Source organism: Pseudomonas sp. IT-P258 (assembly GCF_949767825.1).
In the GTDB taxonomy this organism is placed as follows: Bacteria; Pseudomonadota; Gammaproteobacteria; order Pseudomonadales; family Pseudomonadaceae; genus Aquipseudomonas; species Aquipseudomonas monachiensis.
This window is the reverse complement of record NZ_CATKPU010000087.1, coordinates 196,987-221,696: the sequence shown is the minus strand read 5'-3', so window position 1 is coordinate 221,696 and position 24,710 is coordinate 196,987. Positions and strand designations below refer to the sequence as shown.

At 59.7% G+C, this 24,710-nt stretch carries 22 protein-coding genes; 11 read left to right on the top strand and 11 right to left on the bottom strand.

Translation table 11 applies throughout. The features are described 5' to 3' along the window. Positions 1-2: 2 nt before the first annotated feature. Positions 3-2,354, bottom strand: a complete 2,352-nt coding sequence (locus ACM6G4_RS25450; RefSeq protein WP_414914860.1) for a glycoside hydrolase — start codon at positions 2,352-2,354, stop codon at positions 3-5. Positions 2,355-2,613: 259 nt separating this feature from the next. On the opposite strand from ACM6G4_RS25450, the gene glyA reads away from it, so the two are divergent. The 4 genes from glyA (at position 2,614) to ACM6G4_RS25430 (ending at position 6,937) form a co-directional block, all read left to right on the top strand. Continuing rightward, on the top strand, positions 2,614-3,867 hold the full coding sequence (gene glyA / locus ACM6G4_RS25445) for a serine hydroxymethyltransferase (RefSeq protein WP_056728729.1): 1,254 nt from the start codon (positions 2,614-2,616) through the stop codon (positions 3,865-3,867). Between the two features lie 273 nt (positions 3,868-4,140). Continuing rightward, entirely contained in the window at positions 4,141-5,454 is a 1,314-nt protein-coding gene (locus ACM6G4_RS25440; protein WP_056728732.1) for a C4-dicarboxylate transporter DctA, read from the top strand. Positions 5,455-5,523: 69 nt separating this feature from the next. Continuing rightward, on the top strand, positions 5,524-6,228 hold the full coding sequence (locus tag ACM6G4_RS25435) for a FadR/GntR family transcriptional regulator (protein WP_414914859.1): 705 nt from the start codon (positions 5,524-5,526) through the stop codon (positions 6,226-6,228). Between the two features lie 25 nt (positions 6,229-6,253). Then, the gene (locus ACM6G4_RS25430) at positions 6,254-6,937 is read left to right on the top strand and encodes a GntR family transcriptional regulator (RefSeq protein WP_414914858.1); all 684 of its coding nucleotides are present in this window, start codon (positions 6,254-6,256) and stop codon (positions 6,935-6,937) included. 116 nt (positions 6,938-7,053) lie between these two features. On the opposite strand, the gene yjiA is transcribed toward ACM6G4_RS25430, so the two are convergent. The 3 genes from yjiA to ACM6G4_RS25415 all read right to left on the bottom strand — a co-directional run bounded on the left by yjiA (position 7,054) and on the right by ACM6G4_RS25415 (position 10,470). Next, positions 7,054-8,028 carry a GTPase gene (yjiA, locus tag ACM6G4_RS25425; protein WP_414914857.1) on the bottom strand — a complete coding sequence of 325 codons (975 nt, stop codon included), beginning with the start codon at positions 8,026-8,028 and terminating at the stop codon, positions 7,054-7,056. A gap of 162 nt (positions 8,029-8,190) precedes the next feature. Next, a complete protein-coding gene (locus ACM6G4_RS25420) occupies positions 8,191-8,388 on the bottom strand; it encodes a YbdD/YjiX family protein (protein ID WP_007895266.1) in 198 nt (65 codons plus the stop codon). Positions 8,389-8,403: 15 nt separating this feature from the next. After that, a complete protein-coding gene (locus ACM6G4_RS25415; RefSeq protein WP_090451508.1) occupies positions 8,404-10,470 on the bottom strand; it encodes a carbon starvation CstA family protein in 2,067 nt (688 codons plus the stop codon). 160 nt (positions 10,471-10,630) lie between these two features. On the opposite strand from ACM6G4_RS25415, the gene ACM6G4_RS25410 reads away from it, so the two are divergent. Further along, positions 10,631-10,999 (top strand): PilZ domain-containing protein, encoded by a 369-nt coding sequence (locus tag ACM6G4_RS25410; RefSeq protein WP_414914856.1) that lies wholly within the window; start codon positions 10,631-10,633, stop codon positions 10,997-10,999. Between the two features lie 39 nt (positions 11,000-11,038). Here ACM6G4_RS25410 and radA read toward each other — a convergent pair whose 3' ends face one another. After that, entirely contained in the window at positions 11,039-12,406 is a 1,368-nt protein-coding gene (gene radA / locus ACM6G4_RS25405) for a DNA repair protein RadA (RefSeq protein ID WP_223541998.1), read from the bottom strand. 610 nt (positions 12,407-13,016) lie between these two features. On the opposite strand from radA, the gene mscL reads away from it, so the two are divergent. Further along, positions 13,017-13,430: a large-conductance mechanosensitive channel protein MscL gene (gene mscL / locus ACM6G4_RS25400; RefSeq protein ID WP_056728743.1), complete on the top strand. Its 414-nt coding sequence runs from the start codon at positions 13,017-13,019 to the stop codon at positions 13,428-13,430. 44 nt (positions 13,431-13,474) lie between these two features. Here the strand turns inward: mscL and ACM6G4_RS25395 are convergent, their stop codons facing one another. Continuing rightward, on the bottom strand, positions 13,475-14,251 hold the full coding sequence (locus ACM6G4_RS25395) for a ferredoxin--NADP reductase (protein WP_056728745.1): 777 nt from the start codon (positions 14,249-14,251) through the stop codon (positions 13,475-13,477). A 303-nt stretch (positions 14,252-14,554) separates the two neighbouring features. On the opposite strand from ACM6G4_RS25395, the gene ACM6G4_RS25390 reads away from it, so the two are divergent. Both ACM6G4_RS25390 and ACM6G4_RS25385 read left to right on the top strand, forming a co-directional pair. Continuing rightward, complete coding sequence (locus ACM6G4_RS25390) at positions 14,555-15,268, top strand: helix-turn-helix transcriptional regulator (protein WP_056728747.1); 714 nt, start codon at positions 14,555-14,557, stop codon at positions 15,266-15,268. 175 nt (positions 15,269-15,443) lie between these two features. Further along, a complete protein-coding gene (locus ACM6G4_RS25385) occupies positions 15,444-16,568 on the top strand; it encodes a methyltransferase (RefSeq protein ID WP_056728749.1) in 1,125 nt (374 codons plus the stop codon). A 64-nt stretch (positions 16,569-16,632) separates the two neighbouring features. Here ACM6G4_RS25385 and ACM6G4_RS25380 read toward each other — a convergent pair whose 3' ends face one another. The 3 genes from ACM6G4_RS25380 to ACM6G4_RS25370 all read right to left on the bottom strand — a co-directional run bounded on the left by ACM6G4_RS25380 (position 16,633) and on the right by ACM6G4_RS25370 (position 19,347). Further along, positions 16,633-16,800 carry a DUF2474 domain-containing protein gene (locus ACM6G4_RS25380; RefSeq protein ID WP_082563037.1) on the bottom strand — a complete coding sequence of 56 codons (168 nt, stop codon included), beginning with the start codon at positions 16,798-16,800 and terminating at the stop codon, positions 16,633-16,635. Positions 16,801-16,899: 99 nt separating this feature from the next. Next, positions 16,900-17,907 (bottom strand): cytochrome d ubiquinol oxidase subunit II, encoded by a 1,008-nt coding sequence (gene cydB, locus ACM6G4_RS25375; protein WP_056728750.1) that lies wholly within the window; start codon positions 17,905-17,907, stop codon positions 16,900-16,902. A gap of 3 nt (positions 17,908-17,910) precedes the next feature. Next, positions 17,911-19,347, bottom strand: coding sequence for a cytochrome ubiquinol oxidase subunit I (locus ACM6G4_RS25370; RefSeq protein ID WP_056728752.1), 1,437 nt, complete (start codon positions 19,345-19,347; stop codon positions 17,911-17,913). A gap of 393 nt (positions 19,348-19,740) precedes the next feature. Between ACM6G4_RS25370 and ACM6G4_RS25365 the strand changes: the two genes are divergently transcribed. Next, positions 19,741-20,991: an MFS transporter gene (locus ACM6G4_RS25365; RefSeq protein WP_414914855.1), complete on the top strand. Its 1,251-nt coding sequence runs from the start codon at positions 19,741-19,743 to the stop codon at positions 20,989-20,991. Between the two features lie 6 nt (positions 20,992-20,997). On the opposite strand, the gene ACM6G4_RS25360 is transcribed toward ACM6G4_RS25365, so the two are convergent. Together ACM6G4_RS25360 and ACM6G4_RS25355 are read right to left on the bottom strand one after the other, a co-directional pair. Continuing rightward, entirely contained in the window at positions 20,998-21,549 is a 552-nt protein-coding gene (locus ACM6G4_RS25360) for a DJ-1 family glyoxalase III (protein ID WP_414914854.1), read from the bottom strand. Positions 21,550-21,617: 68 nt separating this feature from the next. Beyond that, positions 21,618-22,064 (bottom strand): DUF4879 domain-containing protein, encoded by a 447-nt coding sequence (locus ACM6G4_RS25355; RefSeq protein ID WP_056728990.1) that lies wholly within the window; start codon positions 22,062-22,064, stop codon positions 21,618-21,620. A gap of 222 nt (positions 22,065-22,286) precedes the next feature. Between ACM6G4_RS25355 and ACM6G4_RS25350 the strand changes: the two genes are divergently transcribed. Beyond that, positions 22,287-23,582 carry an NCS2 family permease gene (locus ACM6G4_RS25350; RefSeq protein ID WP_056728755.1) on the top strand — a complete coding sequence of 432 codons (1,296 nt, stop codon included), beginning with the start codon at positions 22,287-22,289 and terminating at the stop codon, positions 23,580-23,582. Beyond that, positions 23,579-24,658, top strand: coding sequence for a tRNA (uridine(54)-C5)-methyltransferase TrmA (trmA, locus tag ACM6G4_RS25345; protein WP_414914853.1), 1,080 nt, complete (start codon positions 23,579-23,581; stop codon positions 24,656-24,658). Before ACM6G4_RS25350 ends, trmA begins: the two co-directional genes overlap by 4 nt. The last annotated feature ends 52 nt before the right edge of the window (positions 24,659-24,710 follow it).

Sequence of the window (24,710 nt, the reverse complement as noted above, 5' to 3'; positions counted from 1 at the left end):
TCTCAACGTGCCTTGAACACCGTACTCATCTCATGCACTCGCACAGGCTGGTCAGGTTCTTCGACACGCGCAGCCAGCGCAGGCACCGTCGTACCTTGTGCCACCATCGGCTCGCTGCTGAAGTTCACGGTGATGCGCGTTCCATCGGCAAAGCTTGATTGCTGGAGCGCGCGATCTGTCGACAACACCTTGAAATCCACCATCGCCACGTTGAACAGCCGCTCGTGCAGCGGGCGGAGGATTCGGTCATAGGCCGCGATCACCGGCAGATCGCGATCGAGCACTTCATCGGCCAGGTGATAAAGCGGTGGCACCATGTACAACAGCTGCAGGAGCGCCGTCGCCTCCCACTCATTGCTGAATTTCAATGAGCCGTACTCCCAGTGATGGGTTGTCACGACGCTGTCATGCAAGGCGATTTGATAAAGCGGCAGGCGAAACCATGGCGAGCGCACATAACGGGCGATCGAAGACTTGAGCGGTACAGGCTTGAAGTAAAGACTGGGCGTTTCGTCGGGCCAGTAACGGCCCCGATAGTACGACGAGCGTGAATCCTTCATGTCAGGATCCATCCAGGCGAAGGGCTGCGTCGTCATGCCCTGGGCAAACGCGAACTGTGGGGCGTACCAGGACAACCCGCCTTCCGTCCCGGTCACCAGGCCAAATGCCCGGGCAGGATAAGCCAGCCTCTGGCGCACGCTCTGACTGTCCTGCGACTCACTGGTCTCGCGCCCGGGCGTATGGTCCTCACGCGGTGGGCCGGCGCCATCCACATCCAGGAAATAGCTGTTGAGCCCAGCGTTTTGTGCAATCGCATCGATGCGTTTTCGAGCATAGTCATGGGCTGCACGAGCGCTGACATACACCCCCCGTCCGGCAAAACCTGTGGCGGGTTGGCCGTTTTGATCCCGGTAACCGGCATTCGCCAATTCATCGCCCATCTGCGCGGTAGACCAGGTTGCCGCAAGGTTCGAGGGGTGAGCGCTGCCATAGCTGTCATAGACGCCGACCAGGTAACCCGCCGCCTTGGCCTGTTCAATGGCTTCAGGATGCCAAAGCGCCGTTCGCCACTCACTGACGCCCAGCCAGGCACGGCGCAAACCTGCCGATTGCAGCGCGCTGACCAAGTCGGTCGAGAGACCGCCTCCCCAACCTCGGGCGGGAGCCAACAGCGGACCGAAGGCCTGTTCCATGGCGACGCTCATATCCCGTGCCCATGCCACTTCACCGCCAGGGTCATGCCCGCCCGGCAGCGGTGTCACTTCGGGACGGGCAATCACCTTCAACAGTGCCGCGTTGAGCGCTCGAATCACCTCTCTTTTCAGCCACGGCTCGATATCACCCGGGTTCCTGGCTGCCGCCTTGAACGCCTTCTCGACGGTTTTGCGCTTTTCATCATCAAGCACCTTCCACAGACGGCCCGCCAGTTGCGTGTCATCGCCTCGCTGGCGCCGAAACTGTTCCAGAAACGCTCTCCATTGAACGATGTCCGCGACTTTCAGCGGATCGCTGCCCCACAGATAGATATGAGATGCCCCTCCTAACCGGGCGACTTCGGGCGTCGTAGCGATCTTGTCGTTCAAGGAGACAAACTGGCCGCTTGCTTGCAGCCACTGCCGGTATCCACGCGCCCCGGCCAACGGGTCCTGCGGACCGGGCACAATACGCAGGGTATAAGCGGCATCGGGTGATAAAGAGGAGAAGCGGTGAGTAAAACCAGGTCGTGCCCGATCTTCCCTGCGTTCGACATCAAACGTTGTATCCAGGGGTGTTTCCAACAGCCAGGTCACGGAAAGCCCCTCTCGCAACTCCGTCCAGAACGGCATGGAAAGAATACTCAGCACACTTTCCGGCTCGTAACGACGCACCATCCAGTCAAGCCACCCGGGGTCGTCCGCCGGCACATAACTGCCCTCGCCAAAAGGAAATGCATAAGCCCTGATGGCCCCGGGATCCGCGGTCCGTGGCCAGTTCAACACCGATGGACCTTGCGACCGGACTGACACCCGTAAGGCACCGAACTCGATATTGGCCGCGACCTTGTACCGGGCCGTACCTGCCGCCACTTGCCATTCGTGATCCGACAGCCGCTCGACCCTGCTACCGCTGAACGCCGGGGACGCCAGCGCCAGGCGCTTGCCCTGTGAAGTCGTGAGGGAAATGGCCAGCGTGTCCGGATCGATTGCAAACTGCCCGGCGGGACTGTCCAGCAGCACAGGATCATTGGCCAGGGCGTACGTCGTGCCGGGCACCATGCAAGCCAACAGGATGGCCCATGCAAGGGCTATCCGACGAAATGGGCAAGCCTGCGCAGAAACGGGCGTGGTGGGCATCAGATCGGTTACGGGCATCATCCATCGGCCTCCTGTCCAGCGTTCAGGGGCAAGACGCTCGTCAGCTCAAGTCTTTATCCAGGCTTCCAGAACAAGGTGTGCCCCGCAAAAAACAAGGATGCCCAATGCGACTCCGTGCTTCAGGGATAATTTGTGTCCGAATATTCAGCCGCGCACCGTGAATGCCACTTGTCTGCGACATGATGCCGTTTCATATGCCATCTAAAACCCATTGGGTTAGAATGCCCCCCTTTTCCGCCCCCGATCCTTGAGGACCGCCATGTTCAGCCGTGATTTGACTATTGCCAAGTACGACGCCGATCTCTTTGCCGCCATGGAGCAAGAAGCTCAGCGCCAGGAAGAGCACATTGAGCTGATCGCTTCGGAAAACTACACCAGCCCTGCTGTGATGGAAGCCCAAGGCTCGGTACTGACCAACAAGTACGCCGAAGGTTACCCGGGCAAGCGCTACTACGGTGGTTGCGAGTACGTAGACATCGTCGAGCAGCTGGCTATCGACCGCGCCAAAGAGCTGTTCGGCGCCGACTACGCCAACGTTCAGCCGCACGCCGGTTCGCAAGCCAACAGCGCCGTTTACCTGGCCCTGCTGTCGGCCGGCGACACCATCCTGGGCATGAGCCTGGCCCACGGCGGTCACCTGACCCACGGTGCCAGCGTTTCGTCTTCGGGCAAGCTGTACAACGCCATCCAGTACGGCATCGACGCCAACGGCCTGATCGACTACGACGAAGTCGAGCGCCTGGCCGTTGAGCACAAGCCGAAAATGATCGTGGCCGGTTTCTCTGCCTACTCGCAGATCCTCGACTTCCCGCGCTTCCGTGCAATCGCCGACAAAGTAGGTGCCTACCTGTTCGTCGACATGGCCCACGTGGCCGGTCTGGTCGCCGCTGGCGTCTACCCGAACCCGGTTCCATTCGCTGACGTCGTGACCACCACCACCCACAAGACCCTGCGCGGTCCACGTGGTGGCCTGATCCTGGCTCGCGCCAACGCCGATATCGAGAAGAAGCTGAACTCCGCCGTATTCCCGGGCGCTCAGGGTGGTCCTCTGGAGCACGTGATCGCGGCCAAGGCGATCTGTTTCAAGGAAGCGCTGCAGCCTGAGTTCAAGGTTTACCAGCAGCAAGTGGTGAAGAACGCCCAGGCCATGGCCAGCGTGTTCATCGAGCGCGGTTTCGACGTGGTTTCCGGTGGTACTCAGAACCACCTGTTCCTGCTGTCGCTGATCAAGCAGGAAATCTCCGGTAAAGACGCCGATGCCGCGCTGGGCAAAGCGTTCATCACCGTGAACAAGAACTCCGTGCCAAACGATCCACGTTCCCCGTTCGTCACCTCCGGCCTGCGCTTCGGCACCCCGGCTGTGACCACTCGTGGCTTCAAGGAAGCAGAGTGCAAGGAACTGGCCGGCTGGATCTGCGACATCCTGGCTGACCTGAACAACGAAGCGGTGATCGATGCCGTTCGTGAGAAGGTCAAGGCCATCTGCAAGAAGCTGCCGGTGTACGGCGCTTAATCAGCCCGTTAAACCGTAGCTATAAAAACCGGCCAGAGATGGCCGGTTTTTTTTCGCCCGTTTTTTATTCAGTCGGGGGAAAGGCTCTAAACCGGGCTCACTCACCAACTGGTAAGACCGGTCATGCCAATTCTCTAATTTTTACTTGCGAACACCCAAAAATAGCGCCTAGACTGCGCCTGCACTGGACATACCGGTAAGACCACAATAATTAAGTCCTGAATCTGATGTGCTCCGCACACGGCAGCCAGGACACCGACCAGGATTCCTCCCATGCTCAGATGGTGCTCGCGTTCAATCTTCCTCCAAGTGGTTCTCGGACTGGTGCTCGGCATCGTCTGTGGGCTGACCCTTCCCGAATACTCCGCTCAGCTCAAACCGCTCGGTGACGGTTTTATCAAGCTGATCAAAATGCTCATTGGCTTGATTGTATTTTGCGTAGTGGTCAGCGGCATCAGCGGTGCCGGCGACCTGAAGAAGGTCGGCCGTATCGGCCTAAAATCGGTGATCTACTTTGAAATCCTGACCACCATCGCTCTGGTGATCGGTCTGGTGTTTGCCTTCAGCACCGGTATCGGCAGCGGCGCGAACATTCACCTGGAGCAGCTTTCCGCAGCCGACATGGGCGACATTGCCCAGCGCGGCCAGCACATGCACACCACCACACAGTTCCTGATGGACCTGATTCCGACGTCGGTGATCGGTGCCTTTGCCGATAACAACATCCTGCAAGTCCTCCTGTTCTCTGTGCTGTTCGGCAGTGCGCTGAATCTGGTGGGCGAGGCGGCATCGGGCATTTCGCGGCTGATCAATGAACTCAGCCACGTGATTTTCCGCATCATGGGCATGATCGTGCGCCTGGCGCCGATCGGTGTGTTCGGTGCGATCGCCTTCACCACCAGCAAGTATGGCCTGGACTCGCTGCAACACCTGGGCAGCCTGGTCGGCCTGTTCTACCTGACCTGCGTGGCTTTCGTGACGCTGATTCTCGGCCTGGTGATGCGCCTCTCCGGCTTGAAGATGTGGCCGTTGCTCAAGTACCTGCGCGAAGAACTGCTGATCGTCATGGGCACCGCTTCGTCCGACGCTGTGCTGCCTCAAATCATGCGCAAGCTTGAGCACCTGGGCATCGGCAGTTCGACGGTCGGGCTGGTGATTCCAACGGGTTACTCGTTCAACCTCGACGGTTTCTCGATCTACCTGACCCTGGCCATCGTGTTCATCGCCAATGCCACCGGCACGCCGCTGGCAATGACCGACCTGCTGACGATTCTGTTGGTATCGTTGATCACCTCCAAGGGGGCCCACGGTATTCCGGGCTCGGCGCTGGTGATTCTGGCGGCCACCCTGACAGCCATTCCGGCCATTCCGGTGGTGGGCCTGGTGCTGGTGCTGGCCGTGGACTGGTTCATGGGGATCGGCCGGGCGCTGACCAACCTGATCGGTAACTGCGTGGCGACCGTCGCCATCGCGCGATGGGAAAAGGACATCGATGTGCAGCGGGCGAACAAGGTACTTTCGGGCCAGGCGGGTTATACCTTCCAGCCAAGAAAACCGATTGCACCGGCACATCAGCAGGAATTCTGAATCAACGGTGTGCCGGCCTCGCCTTGGCCGGCACATCTTCACCACTTTTAAATGCTCATGGAGCGAACAGTGATTACCTCGTCGACCGTCGTAACTTCAGTCGTGGAAAAACTACGGGCCGCCTTGGCCCGAGGTCAGTGGCGCTCCGGCGAAATGCTGCCGGGGCAACGTGAACTGGCCGAACAGCTGGGTATCAGCCGCCCGAGCCTGCGTGAAGCCGTCATCGTCCTGGAAACCCTTGGCCTGGTGCGTTCGATGCCGGGCAAAGGCGTGGTGGTGCTCGAAGCCAATCTCGCTGACAACCAGGCGCATGACAGTGCAGTGGCCGCAGCGAGCCTGGAAGACGTGCTGCAACTGCGCTACACGCTCGAACCGTTCATCGTCGGCCTCGTGGCGCAGTCCATCAGCAGCAAGGAGGTCGGGCAACTGCGCCTGACCCTGATGGACATGCGCGAAGCCCTGGAGGCCAATGACAGTGAAGCTGGCGTAAGCGCCTACATCGCGTTCCACGAAGAGCTGTTCACGCTGACGTCGAACCCGATCTTCCAGAGCGTGGTCCAGCAAACCAGCAATGCCCTCAAGCAAAGCGCCGAAGTGTTGCGCAACTCCCCGGAGCATCTGGCTGAACGCCTTGAAGAAAACGAAGCCGTGGTGCGCGCGATCCGCAATAAGAACAGCGCCCAGGCCAGCGCCGAGATGCGCCGGCACATTTTGTGCGAAGGCCAGCGCATGGGCATCGAACTGAACATCCCGGAAGACAACCTCGGCAGTTGAAACCTCTTCGAACTGGAGATTGGCCATGAACAGCTTCGCCTCGCCACAAACGCTCGCTACCCTGCCCGTCCGCCCTTCGGTGGATGATCTGTATTCGCGTGTCCTCGATGCCATTTTCGAACAGCGCATCCATTCGGCCAGTCGCTTTACCGAAGAAAGCCTGGCGCAGATGTTCGGTGCAAGGCGCAGCGACATGCGTGATGTGCTGACGCGGCTGTCCCACCAGCAGATCATCATCCTTCGGGTCAACCATCGTCCCCGCGTCGCCGAGCTTGATGCCGAGCAGACCCGGCAGACACTGCACGCCCGGCGCCTGGCCGAGATCATGCTGGTGCGGCTGGCGTGTCAGCGACCCTGCGCGCAAGACTTGAAGCGCCTGCGGACACTGGTCGATAACGAGCATCAGTGCACCGAGCGTGGCCGGGCGATTCGCTTGTCGGGAGAGTTTCATCTGCAGTTGGCACAAATGGCGGGGAATGCACCGCTAGCGCATTTCCTTGAGAGCCTGGTACCGCTGACTTCCTTGGCGATTGCGCAGATTGATCTGCAGCAGAAGGAATATTGCGTGGAGCACATGGAGATTCTGGATGCGCTGGAGCGAGGCGATGCCGCGACGGCCCAAGTCGCGCTCAACCGGTATCTGGATTACCTGGAAGATTTGTTGCTGAGTCCTGCATCAGTACTGGGCCAAAACTGTGCCGCAGGTTAGTCCGCTTTCGGCGGAACGCCGCCCGGAGCAGGCTCGCCCCCACAGGGAACTGCACTTCAAGTGTGGGAGCGTGCCTGCTCGCGATGGCGGCTCAGGGCTCACTGCAATTTTTGACGTTACTGCGCAGCCACCCGCGCAAACCCCTCGCGGATCTTTTTTTCCGGCAAGTCATCGGCAATGAACACGATCACGCTTTCGCGCACGTCGTCTTCCGCCCACTCGGTATCCCAGTCAAAACCATAAAGCTTCAGCACCCCCTGAAACACCATGCGACGGGATTCACCAAGAATGCTCAACACGCCTTTGTAGCGCAGCAACTGCTTGCCATGCTCCTCCAGCAGTTCGTTCATGAACTCGCTGAGCTTGTCGATATCCAGCGGTTTTTCAGTGCGCAGCACCAGACTGGAAATGCGGTCGATAGACGGAGCTGCCTGGCTGACCGGGCGCAAACTCACGCCGCCACCGAGGTCGGCGTTGAGGTTGAAACCGCGCACATCGAGCAACTCGGCCAGGTCGATCTTGCCGTGGTCAACCATGCGGATCGGCGCACGCCGGTTGATGCGGGTCAGGCGTTCGCTCAACGCGGTGAAGGTCGCTTCGTCCACCAGGTCGCGCTTGCTCACCAGCAAGCGGTCGGCGAATCCGACCTGCGCCTGGGCGATGGTCTGGGTCAGGTGCAGGTCTGCATGTGCCGCGTCGACCAGGGTAATGATGCCGTCGAGGATATAGCGCTCACGCAACTCTTCGTCGATGAAAAAGGTTTGCGCCACCGGTGCCGGATCAGCCAGGCCGGTGCATTCGATCACCAGGCGGTCGAAGGCGATGTCGCCCCGGTCCAGACGCTCGAGCAACAGATAAAGCGCTTTAGTCAGGTCGGTGTGGATGGTGCAGCAGACGCAGCCGTTGGACAGCGTCATCACTTGTACCGGCTCATCGCCCAACAACTGGGTATCGATACCGGCATCGCTGAATTCATTCTCGATCACGGCAATTTTCAGACCGTGCTCGGCCTTGAGCAGGTGACGCAACAGGGTAGTCTTGCCGGCGCCGAGGAAGCCGCTGAGGATTGTTACGGGGATGGGAGAGGACAAAATTGATCTCCAGTTTCACAAAACTGATAAACAACACAAAACAAATGTGGGAGCGAGCCTGCTCGCGAAGGGGCCGTCAGCTTCAACAAATAGGCTGACTGGGACACCGCTTTCGCGAGCAGGCTCGCTCCCACAGGTTTTGCTGTTAACCCGCAATCCGGATCAACAGCACTTCGGCCCACCCTTGCCACCGTAACGGGCTTCCTGACGCTCCCGAAAGAACATCTCATAGCTCATCACCGGTTTATCCGGGTGCTTGGTCTGCATATGCTCGACATAGTTGTCGTAGTCGGGCATCCCGACCATCAGGCGCGCGGCCTGTCCGAGGTATTTACCGAGGCGACTCAAGTCATTGAACATGCTGCAATCCTCTGGTTACGCATCCGGCAGCGCCTGGAATGGCGACTCTTTATCCGTACGCTCTTTTTTACCCCAGGCGGCAATACCGACCTTGAGTGCATAGAACAGGATGCTGAACACCACGAACAGGAACAGCGCGGTCAGCGTTGCGTTGGTGTAGGCGTTGAAGATCACGTGCTGCATCTGGGTGATGTCCTTGGCCGGGGCGAGGATCTGGCCGTTGGCCAGGGCATCGCTGTATTTCTTCGCCAGGGCCAGGAAGCCGATCGCCGGGTTGGCATCGAACAGCTTGATGAAGCCCGCTGTCGTGGTGCAGATCAACAGCCATACGGCTGGCAACATGGTGACCCAGACATAACGCTGGCGTTTCATCTTGATCAGCACGACGGTGCCGAGCATCAGCGCGATACCGGCCAGCATCTGGTTGGAGATACCGAACAGTGGCCACAGGGTATTGATGCCACCCAACGGATCGATCACGCCCTGGTACAGCAACCAGCCCCACATGGCCACGCAACCGGCGGTGGCGATCAGGTTGGCGGTCCAGGATTCGGTGCGCTTGAGCGCCGGAACGAAGGAGCCGAGCAAGTCCTGCAGCATGAAACGCCCGGCACGGGTGCCGGCATCCACGGCAGTCAGGATGAACAGCGCTTCGAACAGGATCGCGAAGTGGTACCAGAACGCCATGGTGTTCTCGCCCGGCAGAACACTGTGCAGGATCTGCGCGATACCGACCGCCAGGGTCGGCGCACCACCGGCACGGGCCAGGATGGTGGTTTCACCAATATCGTGGGCCACCGCTTGCAGGGCTTCCGGGGTAATCGCAAAGCCCCAGTTGCTGACGGCTGTCGCAACGGCCACCACATCACCGCCGACCACGGCCGCCGGGCTGTTCATGGCGAAGTACACGCCAGGCTCGATCACTGAAGCGGCAACCATGGCCATGATCGCCACGAACGATTCCATCAGCATGCCGCCGTAGCCGATGTAGCGGGCGTTGGTTTCGTTATCCAGCAGCTTCGGCGTAGTGCCGGAGGAAATCAGCGCGTGGAAACCTGATACCGCACCACAAGCGATGGTGATGAACAGGAACGGGAACAGACCGCCCTTCCATACCGGGCCAGTGCCGTCGACAAACTGGGTCAGGGCCGGCATTTTCAGCTCGGGCATGGTCACCAGGATGCCGATGGCCAGGGCGACGATGGTGCCGATTTTCAGGAAGGTCGACAGATAGTCACGCGGTGCCAGGATCAGCCACACCGGCAGTACCGCCGCGACAAAACCGTAGCCGATCAGCATCCAGGTGATCTGGATACCGGTAAAGCTGAACGCCTTGGCCCACACCGGATCCGCGGCAATCTGCCCGCCGAGCCAGATCGAACCCAGCAGCAGCAATACGCCGATCACCGAGATCTCACCGATACGACCCGGGCGGATGTAGCGCATGTAGATGCCCATGAACATCGCGATCGGGATGGTCGCCATCACCGTGAAAATCCCCCAAGGGCTTTCGGCCAGGGCTTTGACCACGATCAGTGCCAGCACCGCGAGGATGATGATCATGATCAGGAAGCAGCCGAACAGCGCGATGGTGCCGGGGATGCGGCCCATTTCCTCACGGACCATGTCCCCCAGGGAACGCCCGTTGCGGCGGGTGGACATGAACAGGACCATGAAGTCCTGAACGGCACCGGCCAGCACCACGCCGGCGATCAGCCACAGCGTGCCGGGCAGGTAGCCCATCTGCGCCGCCAATACCGGGCCGACCAGAGGTCCCGCGCCAGCGATGGCCGCAAAGTGGTGACCAAAAAGAATGTGCTTGTTGGTTGGAACGTAGTCCAGACCGTCATTATTGAGCACAGCGGGAGTGGCCCGTCGCGCATCGAGTTGCATGACATTGTTAGCGATGAACAGACTGTAGTAGCGGTAGGCGACCAGATAGATGGCCACGGCAGCGACCACAATCCACAAGGCGTTGATTGCCTCGCCTCGGCGCAATGCCACGACACCCAGGGCGCACGCACCTACGATTGCCAGCACCAGCCAAGGCAAATGGCGTAGCGGGCTATTATTATTTTTCATTTTATTATTCCAGCCAGAGTGGACAAGAAAGACAGCCACCCCGAGTTTAGCGCTCCTGACGGCAAAGACCATACCCCGACATTGGTCTAGACACCTGCACGCGCTGGCAGCCTCTGATCATGCGGGTCTATAGTCAGCGTACATTTCCGAGGATCGCGCCATGAGCGAGCACCCTGCCGAACGTCGCCGCTTCAAACGTATTGCGTTCGATGCCCGAACCGAGCTGAGCCAGGGTGAGTCAACGTGGCCGGTGAAGTTGATCGACCTGTCGCTCAAGGGCTTGCTGATCGAGCGACCCGATCCCTGGCTGGGCAATCCACAGCAGGATTTCCTGGTCGACATTCATCTGAGCGAAGAGGCCGACATCACCATGGATGTGCAACTGGCCCACGACGACCATGGCCAACTCGGCTTTGTCTGCCTGCACATCAGTCTGGAGTCCATCGAACGCCTGCGGCGATTGATCGAGCTCAATCTCGCTGATCCGCGGGAGCTGGAGCGAGAGTTGGGTGCGCTGATCGAAATCTAGAAGCCGCGGGCTCCCACGGGGTTGTGTATTGACCAGAAACTATTCGAACAATGCATCCAACGCCTGCTCCAGACGCGTAACAGCAATAATCTGCAACCCAGCCGGCGCCTCCTTCGGCGCATTGCCCTTGGGCACGATGGCCCGCTTGAACCCGTGCTTGGCGGCTTCCTTCAAGCGCTCCTGACCGCTCGGCACCGGACGCACCTCACCGGAAAGCCCGACCTCACCGAATACCAGCAGATCATGGGGCAACGGCCGGTTGCGCAAACTGGACATCACCGCCGCCATCAATGCCAGGTCGGACGCCGTTTCCAGCACCTTGACTCCGCCGACCACGTTGAGAAACACGTCCTGGTCGTGGGTCGGAATGCCACCGTGGCGGTGCAGCACCGCCAGCAACATTGCCAGCCGGTTCTGATCCAGCCCCAGCGTGACCCGACGGGGGTTGGCCAGGTGGCTGTCGTCCACCAGCGCCTGAACCTCCACCAGCATCGGCCGCGTGCCTTCCCAGGTTGCCATCACCACGCTACCCGGGACTTCTTCCTGGGCACGGGTCAGAAAAATCGCCGAGGGGTTGGAGACTTCTTTCAGGCCCTTGTCGGTCATGCCGAACACACCCAGTTCATTGACCGCACCGAAACGGTTCTTCACTGCCCGCAACAAACGTAGGCGCCCGTCGGACTCGCCTTCGAAATACAGCACGGTGTCGACCATGTGTTCCAGCACCCGAGGGCCAGCCAGCGCGCCTTCCTTGGTGACGTGGCCCACCAGGAAAATCGCTGTGCCGCTCTGTTTGGCGTAACGCACCAGCAACGCCGCGCTTTCACGCACCTGGGATACGCCCCCCGGTGCCGATTGCAGTTGCTCGGTAAAGATCGTCTGGATCGAATCGATCACCATCACCTTGGGCTTTTCCTGACGAGCCGTGGCAATGATGGTTTCGATGCAGGTTTCGGTCATGACCCGCAGTTGATCCTGGGGCAACCCCAGGCGCCGCGCACGCATGGCCACTTGTTGCTGGGATTCTTCGCCGGTGACGTACAGCGCCGGCATGCTCTTGGCGAGGTTGCACAAGGTTTGCAACAGAATGGTCGACTTGCCGATGCCGGGGTCGCCACCGATCAGCACCACCGAGCCATCCACCAGACCGCCACCCAGAACCCGGTCGAGCTCGCTGGAAGCGGTGGAGAAGCGCGGAATTTCTTCGACACTGACTTCGGCCAGGGTCTTGATCTGCGCCTGCTGGCCGGTCCACCCGGTACGACCGCTGGGGGCGGCTGCCCCGCCGCTTTCCACCATGGTTTCGGTGAGCGTGTTCCAGGCTCCGCACTCACCGCACTGGCCGGCCCATTTGGGGAAGGTTGAGCCGCACTCGGTGCAGCCGTACATGCGCTTGGCCTTGGCCATCGGAACTCCCGGAAAAAAACGCGATGATAGCTCAGCTGAAGCGCGCGAGTGCGGCCGGATACTTCGCAACCCTTTTGGTGACTTCAAACAGCCTCATTAAACTCAGACAGATTGATACACACTCACTTACAAGCCTTGTATAAGTTTTTTGTTCAATATAACCAACAAACTCTAGAGACAAGCTCTATTGCGCAACTTGAAAACCTATACAAACCTTATTCATTTACACATTTAAAACACAACCTCAAATACACCTACATAATGCGCGGTTATTAACCAAGAAAAATACGCAACTTGCCAACCCCGAAACTAACCAAACAGTCCACATTCCACCCGCCGACTTCTAACTACCCGATTAACTTAACGTCCCGATCCAGGGATAGTCCCTTGACCCTGGCTCGCTCACACATAGAAGCCATATCGCTGAAAAACGTCGTATGCAAAACACCGCAAAAGGCCTGGCCACCCCACAGTTGAGATCAATCGGTGCGTTTTTCAACATCACCCGCCGTCGATTGCTGCAAGCACGGCAGGCAGTTGATTCGAGCAGAATGCGATTTGCTGATTTACACTGCGCTCATCAATCTCATCTGTAACAAGGAAATAACCTATGGGCGTGCTAAATGAGTTCAAGGCCTTCGCGGTCAAAGGCAACGTGGTCGACATGGCCGTCGGCATCATTATCGGTGCGGCCTTCGGCAAGATCGTTACCTCGTTTGTCGGTGACCTGATCATGCCGCCAATCGGGATGCTGATCGGTGGCGTGGACTTCACTGATCTGGTCGTAACGCTCAAGGCAGCGGACGGCGCGACTCCGGCGGTAGTCCTGGCTTATGGCAAATTCTTCCAGACCATCATCGACTTTGTCATTGTCGCCTTCGCGATCTTCATGGGCGTCAAGGCCATCAACCGCCTGAAGCGCGAAGAGGCCGTGGCCCCTAGCCTGCCGCCGGTTCCAACCAAGGAAGAAGAGTTGCTGGGCGAGATCCGCGACTTGCTCAAGGCCCAGAACAACCGGCCTTGACGGCATTGGCAAAAAAGTACGGCGCCTTCGAGGCGCCGTTTTTTTTACCAGAAATTTTCTACCGCCACCTGGCCGGGGCGCCGGCTGAGGCTCAAGTGCATGTCCCGCTGTTTAAGCAGCTTGCGCGTGTCATCGATCATCTGCGGGTTGCCACACAACATGACCCGAGAATGCTCAGGGGTCAGCGCAACACCCGCCGCGCGCTCCAGTTCGCCGTTTTCAATCAGCGTAGTGATCCGCCCGTTCAATGAACCGGGATGCTGCTCACGAGTGACCGTGGTGATGAATTGCAGTTTGTGTGCGTACTCTGCCAGATAATCACGCTGGGCCAGCCCGGCGATCAGCTCCTGATAAGCCAGTTCCCGGGCTTCGCGAACGCTGTAGACCAGGATGATCCGCTCGAATCGCTCCCAGACTTCGAAGTCCTGGAGTATCGACAGGAACGGCGCGATGCCCGTGCCTGTGGATAACAGCCACAGATCGCGCCCATCGACAAAACGGTCCAGCGTCAGGTAACCGAACGCCTGGCGGTCGACCAGCAATGCATCGCCAACCCCCAGGCGGCTGAGCTCGCTGGTGAACTCACCGCCCGGTACGACAATTGAAAAGAACTCGAGGAACTCGTCATAGGGCGAGGACACCATGGAGTAGGCGCGCCATACCGTGCTGCCGTCAGCCTTGGTGACACCCAATCGGGCAAACTGCCCCGCCCGAAACCGAAACCCTGCGTCCCGGGTGGCACGCAAGGTAAACAGGCTCTGGGTCAGGGGATGAACCTCAAGCAGGGTCTGACGGGTAAATTTTTCTTCACTGACGGACATGGAAGGCTCCAATCGAAGATGCCCCAGTGTCCCGCAAAGAAAGCGGCGTAACCACCGACAATTTGTAGTGACATTAATCCATACCAAAGACTGTTTACCAAATGCGACATACATCAATGATTACAAAATGCCACACGACATCTTATAACACCTCCATTGTCTAAGAACCTTCAACACACTTTCCCAACAGTCAAAAGAGCAAAATTGTCGGACCATTTCTGTAAGAACTGTCCTACACTCCGTGACGTGCCGCATTTCGGATCCAATACTGCCAACGGACAATACGCACATGGAGAAAATACTATGGAGATTTGGAAGGAGTCACAGCTCAATCATTTGGCGCACACGCAAGAGATCAATACGGCCTATCGAATCGCGCTCAACTTCGTTAGAAACCTTGGATATAAATTTTGTGGATTTTCAGTTACTTCTAACTCAGTCGGAGCCGACGCCAGTACGGTGAACCTGAACAATTTTCCCCATGAGTGGAACGTTCAATATGAAAAAAACAACGTCACGCAAATAGACCCGGTAATAGCGCATTGCAATCACTCAACGCTGCCCGTTCTCTGGAGCGAAGAGCTTTTTTCCAGGACGCCATGGCTATGGCAGTTGCTGCAGCAACAAGGTTTGCAGCATGGCTGGTCCCAGGGGATCCACGATGAGGAAACCGGCCTGCGCAGTATTCTCAGCCTGGCCAGAAGCCACTGCCCGATTTCAGCCTATGAGCTGTACGAGCATCTTGGATTCTCGGTATTCATCAGCCGCCATTTGCACGCACTGGCGCTCGCAATGCACCCGGAAAAACCGGCTCGCCCCCAGGCTCCCCCCTTGTCACGGAGGGAACTCGAAGTATTGAAACTCTCAGCCGATGGCAAGACGGCCTATGAAATTGCCAGGATTCTCAGTTTGAGTGAACGCACCGTCAATTTTCATGTGCACAGGGCTATCGAGAAGTTCGGCGTCAATAACAAGATTGCGGCAGTCATCGCCGCGGCCCGGTCCGGAGCCATCTGAAAGCGCCCGCCCGCGAGAAAACCTGCGGGTAATCCAGGCAAAAAAAACGTACCATTTGCGGTCCTTCCTGAGTGATGGCGTGTAGACCGTCACGACGCAGTTCACTCGGACGGCTCCGCCCGCTCCAACGCCTTCGGGCAGCGGGACATCCGTAGATTACCCAGAGCCCCGCCCCATGCCTTTGCTCGAAACACCCTTCGCCAGCCTCGACCTGATCCGCCAGCCCGAACAGCAGAACGAACCGCTGCAAGCTTTCGATGCGGCCGATGAATACCTGCTCAATCACCTGGCCGAACAGCAGCCGGCGTCGGACACCCGGGTATTGGTGCTCAATGACAGTTTCGGCGCGCTGGCGGCCAGCCTGGCGGGCAAGGTGCGAGTGGTCAGCAGCGGTGATTCGTTCCTGGCCACGCAGGGTCTGGAAAAGAACCTGGTGCGCAACGGCCTGGCCTTTGATGCGGTGCCGAGCATACCCGCCAGCGAAGCCATTGCCGGGCCGTTCGACTGCGTTCTGATCCGTGTACCGAAAACCCTGGCCCTGCTGGAAGAACAACTGATTCGCCTGCAAGGCCAACTGGCACCCGGCGCCCAAGTGGTCGCCGCAGCCATGATCAAGCATCTGCCCCGGGCGGCGGGCGACTTGCTGGAGCGTTACATCGGCCCCGTGCAAGCCTCGTTGGCGGTGAAGAAGGCGCGGTTATTGATTGCCACGGCTCAGGACAAAACGCCAGCAGTGTCGCCTTACCCAACGCGATACAGACTCGATGAACCGGCTATCGAACTGCTCAACCACGCCAATGTGTTTTGCCGCGAAGGCCTGGACATCGGCACCCGGGCATTTTTGCCACACCTGCCGAAAAACCTCGGCTCGGCGCAAGTCGCCGATCTCGGTTGCGGTAACGGCGTCCTGGCCATCGCCAGCGCCCTGCAAAACCCCGAGGCCCACTACACGCTGGTGGACGAGTCATTCATGGCGGTGCAATCGGCGTCCGAGAACTGGCGCGCAGCCTTGGGTGAACGGGAAGTGATCGTGCGCGCCGGCGATGGCCTGGCCGGCCAGGAACCGCAATCGCTCGACGTCGTACTGTGCAATCCACCGTTTCACCAGCAACAGGTGGTGGGCGACTTCCTGGCGTGGCGGATGTTCCAGCAGGCCCGCGAAGCGCTGGTCGTGGGCGGCGCGCTGTACATCGTCGGCAATCGTCACCTGGGCTACCACAGCAAGCTGGCGCGATTGTTCCGGGGGGTCGAGCAAGTGGCGGCCAACCCGAAATTCGTGATCCTCAAGGCACGCAAGTAACAGGCAAAAAAAACCCTCCGGTCGGAGGGTCGTAAATCCGTGCCCTTAGGCCACGGGAGAGATGTCAGTGCGTGGTCAGGCCGGCTGCGTTCATGAACATACGCATCAGGCTGGCGACGATGAACAAGGCGCCCACGCTGCCGACCCAGATAAGGGCCAACCAGCCGAGCCGCTGCCACAGCGGCTTTTTTTCGGCTTCTTCAATGTCGTGCAGGGAATGTTTTGCAGCCATAACGTCAATCCTCTTCAAGATTGATGGCGTCGCATCCGACGCCATCGTCGGAACGCCGCCCGGAGTAAGCTCGCTCCCACAGGTTCGTTGTGCAGCAGACTAGTGATAGCCGTCTTCATGGGTGACCTTGCCGCGGAACACGTAATAGCTCCAGAAGGTGTAGCCCAGGATGAACGGGATGATGAACAGCGTGCCCACCAGCATGAAGCCCTGGCTTTGCGGCGGCGCGGCGGCGTCCCAGATCGAGATCGAAGGCGGGATGATGTTCGGCCACAGGCTGATGCCCAGCCCGCTGTAACCGAGGAAGATCAGCACCAGGGTCAGCAGGAACGGCGTGTAGTGCGCGTTGCGGGCCACGGCGCGGATCAGGCCGTACATTGTCACCAGCACCAGGATTGGCACCGGCATGAACCAGAACAGATTCGGCATGGTGAACCAGCGAGCGGCGATATCCGTGTGGGCCAACGGAGTCCAGATACTGACGATGCCGATCACCGCCAGCAGCACGAAGGCCAATGGTCGTGCCAGGTCATGCATCTGTTCCTGCAATTTGCCTTCGGTCTTCATGATCAGCCAGGTACATCCGAGCAAGGCATACGCCACCACCAGCGCCGCACCACAGAACATCGTGAACGGTGTCAGCCAGTCCAGCGAACCACCGGCGAACTGCCGGTTGACCACCGGCAGCCCATCGATGAACGCGCCAAGCGCAACGCCCTGGAAGAACGTCGCGGTGACCGAACCACCGATGAACGCCTTGTCCCACAGGTGACGCTTGTCGTCCCTGGCCTTGAAGCGGAACTCGAAGGCCACGCCGCGGAAGATCAACCCGATCAACATCAGGATCAGCGGCAGGTACAACGCCGAGAGCACCACTGAATAGGCCAGAGGAAACGCGCCGAACAACGCCGCGCCCCCCAACACCAGCCAGGTCTCGTTGCCGTCCCAGACCGGGGCGACGGTGTTCATCATCACATCGCGATCGGTCTTGCCCGGAATGAACGGGAAGAGAATGCCGATGCCCAGGTCGAAACCGTCCATGACCACGTACATCATGATGCCGAAGATGATGATCACGGCCCAGATCAGCGGAAGATCAATACCCATGATTCAAATCTCCTTGGTCAGGCTTTGGCCGGCATCGGCGTGATCGTCGTCGGCGGCCGACAGCGGACGGGCCGGTGTGCGTTTCTGGCCGGGGCCACCGTCGTTGGTTTCCTTGCCTTCGTCGATCTTCGGCCCCTTGCGCACCAGGCGCATCATGTAGCCAAGACCGGCGCCAAACAGCGCGAAATAAACCACGACGAACAGGATCAGGGTGATGCTCATCTGCATGAAGCTATGGTTGGACGACGCATCCGCCGTACGCATCAGGCCATAGACCACCCATGGTTGACGGCCGATTTCCGTGGTGAACCAGCCGGCGAGGATCGCGATCAGGCCGGACGGCCCCATCCACAATGCCAGGTACAGGAACGGCCGCGAGGTATAGAGGGTGTCGCGCTTGCGCAGCCACAGGCTCCACAAACCGGTGAAGATCATCAGCATGCCCAGGCCTACCATGACCCGGAACGACCAGAACACGATGGTCGAATTCGGCCGGTCTTCAGGCGGGAACTCCTTGAGCGCCGGCACCTGTTTGTCCAGGGAGTGCGTGAGGATCAGGCTGCCCAGGTACGGGATCTCGACAGCGAATCTGGTTTTTTCCTCCTTCATGTCCGGCCAGCCGAACAGGATCAGCGGCGTCGCCTCGTTGCCCTTGTTTTCCCAATGCCCCTCGATCGCGGCGATTTTCGCCGGCTGATGCTTGAGCGTATTGAGACCGTGGAAATCACCGATGACCGCCTGGATCGGCGCGACGATCAATGCCATCCACATGGCCATCGAGAGCATTTTGCGGATCGCCGGGTTGTCCTTGCCGCGCAGCAAATGCCAGGCCGCGGAAGAACCGACGAAGAATGCCGTGGCGACGAAGGCTGCCGTGGCCATGTGCATCAGGCGATACGGGAACGAAGGGTTGAAGATAATCGCCAGCCAGTCGGTGGGGATGACCTGACCGTTGACGATTTCGAAGCCCTGTGGGGTCTGCATCCAGCTGTTGGACGCGAGAATCCAGAACGTGGAGATCAACGTACCGATGGCCACCATCACGGTGGCGAAGAAGTGCAGGCCACGCCCGACCTTGTTCCAGCCAAACAGCATGACGCCCAGGAACCCGGCCTCGAGGAAGAATGCCGTGAGTACTTCATAGGTCAGCAACGGCCCGGTCACGGAACCGGCGAAATCCGAGAAGCGGCTCCAGTTGGTGCCGAACTGATAGGCCATTACCAGGCCCGAAACCACTCCCATGCCGAAGTTGACGGCAAAGATCTTCGACCAGAAATGGTAGAGGTCACGGTAGGTGTCGTTATGGGTTTTCAGCCACAGGCCTTCGAGTACCGCCAGGTAACTCGCCAGGCCGATGGTGATGGCCGGAAACAGGATGTGGAACGAGATGGTGAACGCGAACTGAATTCGGGCGAGATCAAGTGCCTCTAAACCGAACATAAGTCTTCCTCTGTCAGGTAGTACGGCTGCTGGCTGGAAGCCTGCACCCACGGCCCCCACGGATATGGAGTGTGGCGAATCTCTGTTTGTTCTTCTTTTTGCACGCATCACAACGCAGGGAGTCTGGCCTTGCGGCCGCCGGATCAATTCCTTTTGTGGGTCTTGACCTGGATCAATCAACGTTGAAAGAGTAGTCCCAATTTCGGGGATGAACCGCGTGGTCTTTTGCCGCGTGACAAGTTGCCTCACGGCTTTTGTCATCGCCAGCAACACATTCCCCGTGGGAACCTGGAGAAAATCGATGTCTGGCTAACTAATTTTTTTGTCACGGCAACTTTTTGTTACAGGTTGGTGATAATCTCGCCGTTCCCCTCTCCCCAGATTTCCCCGCAGATGCCCAGCCAAGAGCCCTTGCTGTTACGTCACCATCGCCCTTTTCTCGCGTTCTGGCTGGCCCGGGTATTTACCGCCAGCGGCTTCCAGATGCTCACCGTAGCCATCGGCTGGAACCTGTACCAATTGACCGGCAACGTGCTCGACCTGGGTCTGGTCGGCCTGGTCGAGTTCGCCCCGCGCGTACTGTTCATGCTGCACACCGGGCACGTCGCCGACCGCTATGACAGGCGCAAGGTCGCGGCGATCTGCCAGTCCTTGCAGGCATTGATCGCCCTGTCGCTGGCCATCGGCAGCGCCACCGACCATGTCACCCGGGAAATGATCTTTATCCTGGCCTTCCTGCTCGGTGCGGCTCGCTCCTTTGAAATGCCCACCACCCAGGCCCTGCTGCCCAGTATCGTGCCCAGCGCGCTGTTTCCCCGAGCGGTCGCCGCCGCGCAATCGGCTCAGCAATCGGCCACCATCGTCGCCCCGGCCCTCGGCGGTTTGCTCTACGCCTTCGGCAGCGTCTGGGTGTATGGCCCGACGGTGCTGCTGTATGTCATCGCCTGTTCGCTGATGCTCAACCTGCCGGCCCGGCAAACCCCGCTCAACAAGGGCAAGGCCACTCTGGATTCGCTGCTGGCGGGTATTCGCTTCATCCGCAGTCGTCCGGACATTCTCGGGGCGATCTCCCTCGATCTGTTTGCGGTGCTATTAGGTGGCGCCACGGCGCTGCTGCCGGTGTTCGCCAAGGACATTCTGCTGACCGGCCCGTGGGGGCTGGGCCTGCTGCGCTCGGCACCGGCGGTGGGCGCGCTGCTGATGTCGCTGTTCCTGGCGCGGTTTGCCGTGGAACGCAACGTCGGGCGGGTGATGTTCACTGCCGTAGGCATCTTCGGCGTGGCAACCATCGCCTTCGGCCTGTCGACCTCGTTCTGGTTTTCCCTGGCGGTGTTGGTGGTGCTGGGCGCGGCAGACATGATCAGCATGGTGATCCGCGCCTCGTTCGTTCAACTGGAAACCCCGGACGAAATGCGTGGCCGGGTCAGCGCCGTCAATGGTCTGTTCATCGGTGCCTCGAACCAGTTGGGCGAATTCGAATCGGGCCTGACCGCCCACTGGTTCGGCACTGTGCCAGCGGTGGTCATGGGCGGGATCGGTACGCTGGTGGTGACCGGGATGTGGGTCAAACTGTTCCCGACTCTGGCGAGCCGCGATCGCATGCACGTGGCTAAAGATGAAGAGAAGGAAGAGGCGAAAGTCTGACGCTCTCTAAACGAGCAACTCCCCCTCCAACGCCGTACGTATGGCTTTACCGCAGAGTTGCTCTACCAGCGCCAGGGCAAATGCCAATGCGGCAGCCGAGCCCTGGGCCGTGATGCAATTGCCGTCGACCACCACCGGTTGATCGACAAAGGTACAACCGGACAGTTGATGGCTGGCTGTGGGCAGGCAGGTCATGCGCCGTTGACGCAATACGCCAAAGGCCTGCAGTGCCACGGCGGGCGCTTCGGCGATGCCGGCGAACAGGCGACCGGCCGCCGCCTGATCCTTGATCAATTGCTGCAGGGGCTGGTGTGCTGCCAGGTGCTGCGAACCCACCGCACCACCGGGTAAGGCAATCAGGTCGAAGGGTTGTGCCAGCAAATCCACCAGCATCGCATCGGACGTCAGGCGAGTGCCCCGGGCGCAGGTGAGCATGCGCCGCCCTTCGATACTGGCCACCACCACTTCTATCTTGGCACGGCGCAGTACGTCGATCAGGGTCACGGTTTGCAGGTCGTCGGTGCCCTCGGCGAGGGCAATCAAGGCTCTAAAGGTCATCAGGCGCTGTCCACGGAATGATCATTTAAGCGTAGTCAGCTTTCCCGCCCCGTGTTCGAGACCTGTGATTACTTGATGTAAAGCTGCGTCGACATCGTGTTGCCGGGGGCATTGATCGAGGTATCGCTGAAGGTCAGCGTGCCTTCCTGCTTGCCCGCCAGATCGAGGGCATACAAATAGCCGACGGTTTTTTCCCCGGCGGTGCAACTGGTCAGGTTGCCGTTCTTGAACGCGCAAACCGCTGTCCGTGTGCCGTTCACGTCGAAACCGTCGAGGGCGACATGGGCCTCACGCCCGTAACCCACTTCCAGCACGTACACCATGATGTTCGGGCCATTGTGATCGCAGCGCGTCCGGGTTTGCCCTTCGTCGATGTTCTCGACACCACAGGACGGCGACGCGACCTTGAGCACTTTCAATTGCGTCAGCGGTGGCGCCGAGGCCGCCACGGCCATTTGGACCCCAAGAATCAATGCCATCCATGCACCGGAGGCGGCAACCAGACACTTTTTCATGCAGGACCCATCCCCCCAAAAAAACCAGCGCGCAGTATGGCGCACTTGGCCTTGTCGCAAAACATCGACGACGATCACCGCCAAAGCAGCCATATTCCCAAGCTACTGGTATGATGCGCGGCTTTTTCCGGCCCACAGTAATTTCCAGGCGCGTTCTGCTGCCTGTGCTTTGCTGTTGAGGTCGATACATTCACGGCGCCCGGCGCGCCACGGGGAGCAGACATGCTGGAAAGGCTGTTTCAACTCAAGGCACACAACACCAACGTGCGGACCGAGATTCTGGCGGGCGTCACGACCTTTTTGGCCATGGCCTACATCCTGTTCGTCAACCCGAGCATCCTCGGCGAGACCGGCATGGACAAGGGCGCGGTGTTCGTCGCCACCTGCCTGGCCGCCGCCATCGGCTCGACGACCATGGGCCTGATCGCCAACTACCCGATCGCCCTCGCACCGGGTATGGGCCTTAACGCCTTCTTCACCTACACCGTGGTCCTGCACATGGGTCACACCTGGCAAGTGGCGCTGGGTGCGGTGTTCATCTCGGCGGTGTGCTTCTTCCTGCTGTCGATCTTCCGCATCCGTGAATGGATCATCAACAGCATCCCGCTGCCGCTGCGCTCGGCGATTGCCGCCGGTATCGGTCTGTTCCTGGCGTTGATCGCCCTGCACAACGCCGGCATCGTGGTCAGCAACCCGGCGACCATGGTCGGCCTCGGTGACCTGAAACAACCGGCTCCGATCCTCGCTACCCTCGGTTTTGCCCTGATCGTCGCCCTCGAAGCCCTTGCCGTACGCGGCGCGGTGCTGATCGGCATTCTGGTGGTGACCATCATTTCCATCGTGATGGGCTTCACCCCGTTCGGCGGCGTGATGTCGATGCCACCGTCCCTGGCCCCGACCTTCCTGCAACTGGACATCAAGGGTGCGCTGGACATAGGTCTGGTCAGCGTGATCTTCGCCTTCCTGTTCGTCGATCTGTTCGACAACTCCGGCACCCTGATCGGTGTAGCCAAGCGCGCCGGCCTGATGGGCAAGGACGGCCATATGCCTAAAATGGGCCGCGCGCTGATCGCTGACAGCACCGCCGCCATGGCCGGTTCCCTGCTGGGCACCTCGACCACCACCAGCTACATCGAATCCGCCGCGGGCGTAAGTGCCGGCGGCCGCACCGGCCTGACTGCCGTCGTGGTGGCGATCCTGTTCCTGCTGGCGCTGTTCTTCTCGCCACTGGCCGCCAGCGTTCCGGCCTTCGCCACCGCACCGGCACTGCTGTTCGTCGCCGTGCTGATGACATCCGGCCTGGCCGAAATAGACTGGGACGACATTACCGTCGCCGCGCCGGTGGTGATCACCGCGCTGGCAATGCCGTTCACTTACTCCATCGCCAATGGCATCGCCTTCGGTTTCATTTCCTGGACCGCCATCAAGCTGATGTCCGGTCGCGGCCGTGAGCTGAACCCGGCGCTGGTGATCCTGTCGATTCTGTTCGTGATCAAGCTGGGTTGGTTCAACGCATGACTTTTGATTCCCAGGCCTACGCCGTTCAGCTCGAAGAAAAGGTCACGCGCTTGCGTGACCTGCTGGCCCCGTTCGATGCACCGGAGCCAGCCGTATTCGATTCGCCGCTGAAAAACTTTCGCCTGCGCGCCGAGTTCCGCCTGTGGCGTGAAGCCGGCGAGCGTCACTACGCGATGTTTTCCCAGGAAGACAAACGCACGCCGATCCTGATCGAAGAGTTCCCGATTGCCAGCCTGCGCATCAATGAATTGATGCCCAAGCTCAAGGCAGCGTGGCAAGCCAGTGCGCCCCTGAGCCACAAGCTGTTCCAGGTGGAGTTCCTGACCACCCTGGCCGGCGACGCGATGATCACCCTGTGCTATCACCGCCCGCTGGACGAGCACTGGCATGCGGCGGCGTCGAAACTGGCGGCGGACCTGAACGTCAGCATCATCGGCCGTTCCAAGGGCAAGCGCGAAGTCATCGGTCACGATTACGTGGTCGAGAAGCTGGAAGTCGGCGGCCGCACCTTCAGCTATCGCCAGCCCGAAGGTGCATTCACCCAGCCCAACGGCACGGTGAACCAGAAGATGCTCAACTGGGCATACGACGCGCTTGGCGATCGCAGCGACGACTTACTGGAACTGTATTGCGGCAACGGCAACTTCACCCTGCCCCTCGCCACCCGCGTGCGCAAAGTGCTGGCCACCGAAATCAGCAAGACCTCGGTCAACGCGGCCTTGAGCAACCTCAGCGAAAACGCGGTGGATAACGTCACCCTGGTGCGCTTGTCCGCCGAAGAGCTGACCGAAGCCCTGAACGAAGTGCGTCCGTTCCGCCGCCTGCACGGCATCGACCTCAAGAGCTACGAGTTCGGCAGCGTGTTCGTCGACCCGCCCCGCGCCGGCATGGACCCGGACACCTGCGAGCTGACCCGGCGCTTCGACAACATCCTGTACATCTCCTGCAACCCGGAGACCCTGGCAGCCAACATCGCCCAACTGCACGACACCCACCGCATCACCCGATGCGCGATGTTCGACCAGTTCCCGTGGACTCATCACATGGAATCCGGGGTGATGCTGACCCGGCGTTGATGCTCCTGCCAGGTACAAAAAAGCCGTCTTCACGACGGCTTTTTTGTGGGTA

Coding starts and splice junctions, on each gene's coding strand:
- ACM6G4_RS25450 (WP_414914860.1), bottom strand. CDS start 2,354: ATGATGCCCGTAACCGATCTGATGCCCACCACGCCCGTTTCTGCGCAG.
- glyA (WP_056728729.1), top strand. CDS start 2,614: ATGTTCAGCCGTGATTTGACTATTGCCAAGTACGACGCCGATCTCTTT.
- ACM6G4_RS25440 (WP_056728732.1), top strand. CDS start 4,141: ATGCTCAGATGGTGCTCGCGTTCAATCTTCCTCCAAGTGGTTCTCGGA.
- ACM6G4_RS25430 (WP_414914858.1), top strand. CDS start 6,254: ATGAACAGCTTCGCCTCGCCACAAACGCTCGCTACCCTGCCCGTCCGC.
- ACM6G4_RS25420 (WP_007895266.1), bottom strand. CDS start 8,388: ATGTTCAATGACTTGAGTCGCCTCGGTAAATACCTCGGACAGGCCGCG.
- ACM6G4_RS25415 (WP_090451508.1), bottom strand. CDS start 10,470: ATGAAAAATAATAATAGCCCGCTACGCCATTTGCCTTGGCTGGTGCTG.
- ACM6G4_RS25410 (WP_414914856.1), top strand. CDS start 10,631: ATGAGCGAGCACCCTGCCGAACGTCGCCGCTTCAAACGTATTGCGTTC.
- radA (WP_223541998.1), bottom strand. CDS start 12,406: ATGGCCAAGGCCAAGCGCATGTACGGCTGCACCGAGTGCGGCTCAACC.
- mscL (WP_056728743.1), top strand. CDS start 13,017: ATGGGCGTGCTAAATGAGTTCAAGGCCTTCGCGGTCAAAGGCAACGTG.
- ACM6G4_RS25395 (WP_056728745.1), bottom strand. CDS start 14,251: ATGTCCGTCAGTGAAGAAAAATTTACCCGTCAGACCCTGCTTGAGGTT.
- ACM6G4_RS25390 (WP_056728747.1), top strand. CDS start 14,555: ATGGAGATTTGGAAGGAGTCACAGCTCAATCATTTGGCGCACACGCAA.
- ACM6G4_RS25385 (WP_056728749.1), top strand. CDS start 15,444: ATGCCTTTGCTCGAAACACCCTTCGCCAGCCTCGACCTGATCCGCCAG.
- ACM6G4_RS25380 (WP_082563037.1), bottom strand. CDS start 16,800: ATGGCTGCAAAACATTCCCTGCACGACATTGAAGAAGCCGAAAAAAAG.
- cydB (WP_056728750.1), bottom strand. CDS start 17,907: ATGGGTATTGATCTTCCGCTGATCTGGGCCGTGATCATCATCTTCGGC.
- ACM6G4_RS25370 (WP_056728752.1), bottom strand. CDS start 19,347: ATGTTCGGTTTAGAGGCACTTGATCTCGCCCGAATTCAGTTCGCGTTC.
- ACM6G4_RS25365 (WP_414914855.1), top strand. CDS start 19,741: ATGCCCAGCCAAGAGCCCTTGCTGTTACGTCACCATCGCCCTTTTCTC.
- ACM6G4_RS25360 (WP_414914854.1), bottom strand. CDS start 21,549: ATGACCTTTAGAGCCTTGATTGCCCTCGCCGAGGGCACCGACGACCTG.
- ACM6G4_RS25355 (WP_056728990.1), bottom strand. CDS start 22,064: ATGAAAAAGTGTCTGGTTGCCGCCTCCGGTGCATGGATGGCATTGATT.
- ACM6G4_RS25350 (WP_056728755.1), top strand. CDS start 22,287: ATGCTGGAAAGGCTGTTTCAACTCAAGGCACACAACACCAACGTGCGG.
- trmA (WP_414914853.1), top strand. CDS start 23,579: ATGACTTTTGATTCCCAGGCCTACGCCGTTCAGCTCGAAGAAAAGGTC.